Genomic DNA, 7,655 nt, shown 5'->3' on the forward strand with positions numbered 1-7,655 from the left:
TGCAGGCGCCATGTATGCCAATATGGACGTTGGACTTTGAAAAGGCCCTGTTGACAAGAGGGAAATTCTTGACGCGCCTCCTTCCCCTGTGTATTATATGTGATCGCGGGACCGAAAAGATAGCTCGGAATCGACCACCGGTGATCACTCCGTAAGAACCCAACGATCCAACGAGCACGTCCGCTTTGGCTCAAGTAAACCCTCTCACCGCCGAAGGAAGGCTGAATCATGAGCTTGCATTCGCTGACTATGCGATTGATTCCCAAAAGCAAACTGGCGCGTCGTGAGGCGCTTTGGTTTTACGCCTTCATCTCGCCCTGGCTCATCGGCTTCTTGATCTTCACCCTGTATCCCATCATCGCCTCCGCCTACTTCAGCCTGACCATCTATGACATCGTGCGTGCGCCGAGATGGACAGGTTTGGGGAATTATGCGGAGCTCGTCCACGACAAGCTCTTCTGGCAGTCGCTCAAAGTCACGTTCTACTACACGTTCCTGGCCGTGCCTCTGACCACGGTGGCCGCCCTCTCCCTGGCCCAGCTGCTCAACCAACGGGTGCCCTTCCTGGGCGTCTTCCGCACGGTCTACTACCTGCCCTCCATCGTCACGGGGGTGGCCGTCGCCCTGCTGTGGCAGTGGATCCTCAACCCCGAGTTCGGCCTGGTGAACTACCTGCTGTACGCCGTGTTCCGCATCCACGGCCCGGGGTGGTTCTACGACAAGGCCTGGGCGATCCCATCCTACGTGCTCATGAGCCTGTGGGGCCTGGGAGCGCCGCTGATCATCTATCTGGCCGCGCTGCAAAACGTCCCCACCGAATTGTACGAGGCAGCGGAGCTGGATGGTGCCGGGCCATGGAAGCGATTCCGCCACATCACCATCCCGATGATCTCACCCGTGATCCTGTTCAATGTGATCGTGGGGATCATCGGCTCCTTCCAGGTCTTCACGCAGATCTACGTCATCACCCAGGGGCGCGGGGGCCCACATTACGCCTCTCTGGTATACGTGCTGTACCTCTTCCAGAACGCGTTCCGGAACTTCCGCATGGGCTACGCCTCCGCACAGGCATGGATTCTGTTCTGGGTGATCTTCGGACTGACCATCCTGGCTCTCCGGGTCTCTCGCAGCCACGTCTACTACGAGAGCCCGGGAGAGAATATATAGGGGGAAATCATGGCAGAACGCACGCTTGCCCGCCCAGCTCATATCGTGCAGGCTGTCCCCTGGTGGCAGCGTCGCAGCGTACGCAGGAAGGCCACGACGATCGTGGCCACCATCATCGCGCTCATAGGGGCGGTCGTGGTGATGATCCCCTTCGTGTGGATGATCTCCACCTCCCTGAAGACCAAATTCACCGCCCTGCAGCTGCCTCCCCAGTGGATCCCGCGCCCGCCCCACTGGGAGAACTACCCGGACGCTCTGACGTTCCTGCCCTTCCATCTGTTCTTCCGCAACACGTTCATGTACGCCACGCTGACGGCCTTTGGGGAGACGTTGTCCTGCTCTCTGGTGGCCTATGGATTCGCCCGTCTGCGGGCGCCGGGCAAGAACGTGCTCTTCCTCATCGTGCTGGGCACGCTCATGCTCCCCTACCAGGTGACCATGATCCCGCAATACGTGCTCTTCAAAATCCTGGGCTGGATCGACACATGGAAGCCGCTGATCGTGCCCACCTTCTTCGGCAGCGCTTATCTGATCTTCCTGTTGCGCCAGTTCTACATGAGCATTCACCAGGACATCGTGGACGCGGCGCGCATCGACGGTTGTTCTTATTTCGATATCTGGTGGCGCATCTTCGCTCCTCTATCACGCCCGGCCCTGATGACCGTGGCCATCCTGTCCTTCATGTATCACTGGAACGATTACCTGGGGCCGCTGATCTACCTGAGCACCACGGAGAAGTTGCCCGTCTCCGTGGGGCTGGCGAACTTCACGGCAGCATACGGCGGCACGCCATGGCATTGGCTCATGGCTGCCTCCGTGACGGCTGTGACGCCGCTGATCATCATCTTCTTCTTCATGCAACGCTACTTCATCCAGGGTATTGTGATCACCGGCGTCAAAGGATAAACACACTCGACGAAACTCGCCTCCGACGGTCGGAGGCGATGGACCAGACTTCGAGGCGGGGAGTCCTCCGCCAATAGAAAGGGGGTGAGAATGCGGGTACGAAACGATGCTCTCAGCGCGCTTCACCTCCGAGCAGTTTCGCCCATCTGTTTAAATATCCAGTCCTAAGGAGGTATGAAAATGAAGGAGAAGCAGCTCAGTCGTCGAGAGTTTCTCCGTTTGGCAACGGTAGTGGGCGCCGGGGCCCTGGCCGCTGCCTGCGCGCCTGCCACACCCGCGCCGGCACAGCCATCGGCCGGGGAGGCGGCCAAGGAAGCCGCGAAAGAGGTCACGACCGTCACCTGGTACGTGCGCACTAGCCCGGAGGAGCAACCCTGGGAGAAGGAGATCGTCATCCCTGCCTTTGAGGAAGCCCATCCCGACATCAAGATCAACCTGGTCATCACGCCCTGGGATGACTTCGACACCAAGATGCAGGCGATGATCGCCGCCGGGGATCCTCCGGACATCTGGTCGCACTGGGGTCCGTCCGGCTTCCAGGACTACGTCATCCGTGGGTTGGTGGCCGATCAGACCCCCTTCATCGAGCGGGACAACTTTGACCTCTCCGACTTCGTGCCGGAGGTGCTGGACATCTACAAGGTCGAGGGCAAGTACTACGGCCTGCCCATCCTCACCGGTGCCTCCTACATCTTCTACAACAAGAAGATCTTCGACGAGGCCGGAGTGCCCTACCCGCCCACCGACTGGAACGACGCCAACTGGACCTTTGAGCAGTTCCTGGACACGGCTCAGAAACTGACGCAGAACCCGGACGACCCCACGAAGGCCATCTACGGCTTCCACGATGGCACCTGGCCGCTGGATGCCTGGCCGTGGATGTGGGGGCAGGACCTGTACCCCGAGGAGGCCTACAAGACCGGGTTCGCCTCAGAGGCTTACCTGGACAGCCCCAAGGCCATCGAGGCGTTCCAGGCTCGACAGGATCTGACCTTCAAGCACAAGGTCGCCCCGTCACCGGCGGCGACCGAGGCCCTCAGCGCGGGCGGCAATCCCTTCCACACCGGCCGCGTGGCCATGCAGGCCATCGGCGTCTGGGGCTGGTGGGTGCACAAGGGGCTGGAGGAGCAGTTCGACTTCGGCGTCGCCGCCCTGCCGATCGGCGCCGAGGGCCGCAAGGCCGTGATCTTCACCGATCCCTGGATGCTCTCCTCCAAGACCGACCATCCCGACGAGGCCTGGGAGTTCCTCAAGTTCCTGGTCAGCAAAGACTCGCAGAAGGCGTACATGGAGGCTGTGGGAGCCCCGCCGGTGCGCAAGTCGCTGCAGGCGGACTTCTTCAAGCTCTATCCCAGCATGACGCCTCAGGAGGCGGAGGAGGCCTTCATCGGTGGCGTCCAGCACGGCGCCGAGTCGCCGAACCACCTGCTGGTCCGCTTCGACCAGATCAACAACGTCATCACCTCGGCGCTCGACCCCGTCATGCTGGGCGAGAAGCCGGCGGCCGAGGTCCTGCCCGAGGCGGACAAGGAGCTGGAGAAGACGCTGGAGCAGATCCGGCGGGAGTTCGGCCAGTAAGATCGCCTTCGCAACCCAGCGATCGATGTCTCAGATGGGCAGCCCCTCGCCTGGGGGGCTGCCCATCTTTCCGCCGGGGAACAACGCGATTTCGACCTTGCGCATTCGCAGGGGAACGAGTACGATATCTCCATGCGCACGCTCACACAGGAACGCGATCGAGCTACCCGGCCATGGGTGTCCGCTCCGGCGGTCTCCTCCCTGGTCCCCGTGGCGTTGGTCGCCCTCATGGCCATCGGGCTGGGACTGCGCCTCTACCAGGCGGCGAGCAAGAGCGTCTGGCTGGACGAGGCGTTCAGCATCTGGGTAGCCCGCCACAGCCCCCCCCAGATCCTGGCCTGGCTGGTGAAGATCGATCAGCACCCGCCCCTGTATTACCTGCTGCTCTCCGTCTGGATCCGCCTGTTCGGCTGGTGGGAGGCCCCAGCGCGCGCGTTCTCCGCCCTGTGGGGGGTCCTGACGATCCCGGTGATGTTCGCCATCGGACGCCGCCTGGGCGGCCTCGGATTGGGCCTGGCGGCCGCCCTGCTGCTGACCTTCTCCCCCTTCCACGTCCAGTTCGCTCAGGAGATGCGGATGTACACCCTCCTGAGCTTCTGGACCGCCCTGGCGCTGTGGGGCCTGGTGACCGTGCTCACCGAGCCGGCGGCCCGCCAGCCGCTGGGCACTCACCTCACCCGCGCCTGGCAGGCCCTGACGGGCGGCGGGGAGCGGGACGCGCACGACGGAGAGGCAGACAGCGACGAGATCACGTCATCCACGGCAGACGAGGAGCAGACATCCCCCTTCCTGGGGTATACGTCCCGGGTCAGCGCCCGGCAGGCCATCCAACGTGCGGCCCGGTGGCGCCTGCCGCGCTGGTCCGAGCTGCGTCCGGATGTGGCCTGGCTCACGCTGGCGTGGGGATGCGCCGCCGCGGTGCTCACCCACAACACGGCCATCTTCCTGCCCCTGGGCGTGGGCCTGTTCCTGCTCGGATGGACCCTCTATCATCGCCCGCGGGAGGAAGGGTTCACCCGAAACGCCCTGCTGACGGCCGGGCTGTTCCTGCTGCTGTGGAGCCCCTGGCTGCCGGCGGCCGTCTACCAGGCGGTGGGAGTGATCCGCCGCTTCTGGATCCCCGCTCCCACCTGGAAGACGGTGCTGGATACGTTCCACACCTTCCACAGCGCCTTCCTGCCCGATCGCATCCCGTTGCGCTGGCTGTGGGATCTGGTCTTCTTCACCCTGGCGCTTCTGGGGATCGCGCATTGGCTCCTCCGCCCGGGCCATCGCTGGAAGGCCGCCCTGCTCGTCACGCTGTTCCTGACGCCCATCGTCGGGGAGCTGCTCTTCAGCCTGCGCCGCCCCATCTTCTACTCGCGCACGCTCATCTGGGCCACGCTCCCCTACTATCTGCTCATCGCGTCCGGCATTATGGCGCTTCGATTCATCCCATACCAGGCCGTGACCCTGGTCATCCTGCTCACGCTGAACACCATCTCGCTGAACAACTTCTATCTCCATTATCAGAAGGAGGGATGGGATCAGGCGGCCGCCTACGTGGCCTACCGGGCGCGCCCGGGCGACGTGATCCTGTTCAACGCCACATGGGTGCAGATCCCCTTCGACTACTACTTCGAGCGCTACAACCGACCCATCACCGAGCACGGCGTGCCGGTGGATCTGTTCGATCGAGGGGTGCTGGAGCCGCCTATGACGGAGGCGGACGTTCCCCGCCTCCAAAGGATCATTCGGGAACACGACCGGGTGTGGCTGGTATACAGCCACGACTGGTATACCGACCCGGAGAAGATCATCCCGCGGGTGCTGAACCGGGAGCTGAAGCGGGTGGACGAGCGAAGGTTTGTGGGTATCCGGATCATCCTATACAGCGCTCGCTAGCGCGCTTTCACAGGATATCTTTGCGATGGAGAGTGGCGGAAAGGCTTTGAGGGGCTGCACCCCTCATCGGAGTGCTTGCGGAAAAACCCGGACGAGCCGGAGAGGATAAGCAATAGCCCCCACGCGGCCGCTGGTGGAGCATGGGAGCTCCGCCAGCTTGAAGAGAACACAGCTATCTGGGCCGGTTCCCGGGCATACTTCTCGTGTTTGCGTCTGGGGCGAGCGCCCCAACGATGCGATTGAGGCGATATCAAGACGATGCGGAAGATCGGGATCGCCTTCCTCAGTCTGATGCTGGTGCTGGACATCCTGGTGTGGGGCCTGACCTACCGGGCGGCGACCGCCCCCCCGCCGGAGGCGCTGCAGCAGGCCCAGAGCGCCGGCGCGCGGCCCGCGCCCCCCGTTCAGGCCAGGGGGGACGGCTTCGTGGAGACGCGCTCGCTCAACGGCACCTGGCGCTACCTGCAGACCGGCGCCGAGCTGAACATGGGCTACGAGAAGCCCGAGTACTCGGACGCCGACTGGCACGAGATGGACCTCCCCAACAACTGGTACCTGGCCGGCCTGAACTACCACGGGGTGATCTGGTTCCGTCGCCGGTTCACGGTGCCGAGGGAGTGGGAGGGACGCGCCGTCCGCCTGCGCTTCGAGGGCGTGGATTACTTCGCCGAGGTCTGGCTCAACGGCCAGCCTCTGGGCCGGCATGAGGGATACTTCCAGCCCTTCCAGTTCGACGTGCATGGCCTGCTGAACTACGGCGGCGAGAACGTTCTGGCCGTGCGGGTGAACAGCCCGTTCGAGGAGTATGGAGCGGCCTGGCCCTATCACAAGGAGCTGATCAAGGGCGTCCTGAACCACCACGATACGCGGCCGGGAGGCGGCTGGGGGCCCGCGGGGCAGGAATACAATACCGGCGGCATCTGGAACGACGTGATGCTGGTCGCCTCCGACTTCCTGACGGTGGACGCGCTGCGCATCACGCCCGGCCCGGCCGCGGGCGATACCCTGAAGGAGGGCGCCGACGCCTCCCTACGGGCCGAGGCCGTGATCTACAACCACAGCGACCAGCCCACCCCGGCGGAGGTCGTCCTGACCGTTGCCCCTCACTCCTTTCAGGACGATCGCCCCCCCACGGTGCTCACACAGGAGGCCATCCTGCAGCCGGGGGAGAACGCCCTCACGATCCAGGGCACCGTGCCCTCGCCGCGTCTGTGGTGGCCCTGGGATATGGGCGATCCCAATCTCTACCAAGCGGAGCTGCGCGTGACCGTCCAGGGGCGCGCCGTGGCGACGCGCCAGGAGACCTTCGGCTTCCGGCAGATCCGGGTCACCCCCCAGTGGGAGTGGTACCTCAACGGCGTACGCTTCTTCCCACGCGGGACGAACTACATCGCGTCGCAGTGGCTGGCGGAGACGCTGCGCCCCCTGGAGCCGCCCCAGACGATGGAGCCCATGCCCCCGCCGGAGATCATCGCACACGCGGGCAGCACCCCCTGGTTCCTGCGCGATGTGCAGATGATGAAGGAGGCCAACCTGAATTTCGTGCGCGTGCATGCCCACGTGCTGCCTCCCGCGTTCTACCGCGCCACCGACGCGCTGGGCATCCTGGTCTGGCAAGACTTTCCGCTGCAATGGGGCTACTCGGACGCGCCCGGCTTCCACGACAACGCGCTGCGCCAGATGCAGGATATGATCGAGCTGCTCTATAACCACCCCAGCATCGTCGTCTGGAACGCGCACAACGAGTCGCCCTGGAGCGCCCAATGGATGGCCGACCGGATGCCGGATTACGATCCCAGCCAGAATCGGCGGCTGGACCGACAGCTACAGGATCTGGCCCGAAAGCTGGACCCCTCACGCTTCGCGCACGTCAACTCGGGGACGGGGGATGCGCACCCCTACCCCGGATGGTATTACGGCCGCTGGCAGGACTTCGCCCAGACGCCCGGAGCGCCGATGATCACGGAGTACGGCGCGCAGGCGCTGCCCAACGTGACGACCATGCGCACGATGTTCACCGAGGAGGAGCTGGCATACAACAGCGGCGAGGCGCGACAGCGCTGGGAATTCCATGACTTCCAGCCGCAGGAGACCTTCGAGATCGCCCGGATCGATCGGGG

Annotated in this window: 5 protein-coding genes; all 5 read left to right on the plus strand. The window is 64.0% G+C overall.

Features of this window, described 5'->3' with window-relative positions:
* Positions 1 to 249: 249 nt before the first annotated feature.
* Positions 250 to 1,167, plus strand: a complete 918-nt coding sequence (locus GXP39_18010) for a sugar ABC transporter permease (GenBank protein ID NOZ29928.1) — start codon at positions 250 to 252, stop codon at positions 1,165 to 1,167.
* Positions 1,168 to 1,176: 9 nt separating this feature from the next.
* Positions 1,177 to 2,073 carry a carbohydrate ABC transporter permease gene (locus tag GXP39_18015; GenBank protein NOZ29929.1) on the plus strand — a complete coding sequence of 299 codons (897 nt, stop codon included), beginning with the start codon at positions 1,177 to 1,179 and terminating at the stop codon, positions 2,071 to 2,073.
* 180 nt (positions 2,074 to 2,253) lie between these two features.
* Entirely contained in the window at positions 2,254 to 3,651 is a 1,398-nt protein-coding gene (locus tag GXP39_18020; GenBank protein ID NOZ29930.1) for an ABC transporter substrate-binding protein, read from the plus strand.
* Between the two features lie 132 nt (positions 3,652 to 3,783).
* A complete protein-coding gene (locus GXP39_18025) occupies positions 3,784 to 5,535 on the plus strand; it encodes a hypothetical protein (GenBank protein ID NOZ29931.1) in 1,752 nt (583 codons plus the stop codon).
* Positions 5,536 to 5,793: 258 nt separating this feature from the next.
* The coding region (locus tag GXP39_18030; protein ID NOZ29932.1) for a hypothetical protein at positions 5,794 to 7,655 on the plus strand (1,862 nt) is incomplete at its 3' end.

It is taken from the genome of Chloroflexota bacterium, from assembly GCA_013152435.1.
In the GTDB taxonomy this organism is placed as follows: domain Bacteria; phylum Chloroflexota; class Anaerolineae; order DUEN01; family DUEN01; genus DUEN01.